Here is a 253-nt window from a genome sequence, read left to right as displayed (position 1 = left end):
ACAGTGTACTGGGCAATTTGCAGCAAACCGTGTTTGGCGAGCCTGCCTATCCGACTATCGAGAGTAAAGCGGCGCATTTATTGTATTTTATGGTCAAGAACCATCCCTTTACCGATGGCAATAAACGCAGTGGTGCTTTCTTATTCGTGGATTTTTTACATCGTAATAAGCGGCTGCTCAATGAAAGTGGCGAAATGGTCATTAATAACACGGGACTTGCTGCTTTAACCTTACTGGTCGCTGAGTCTGATCC

1 protein-coding gene is annotated in these 253 nt (G+C 45.1%); it reads left to right on the top strand.

From position 1 onward, the window contains the following. On the top strand, positions 1-253 hold a 253-nt coding region (locus AAEY88_RS14675; RefSeq protein WP_350563567.1), incomplete at both ends, for a Fic family protein.

The organism is Psychrobacter sp. CAL346-MNA-CIBAN-0220 (assembly GCF_040309805.1).
Classification (GTDB): domain Bacteria; phylum Pseudomonadota; class Gammaproteobacteria; order Pseudomonadales; family Moraxellaceae; genus Psychrobacter.
This window is presented reverse-complemented; position numbering and strand designations above follow the sequence as displayed.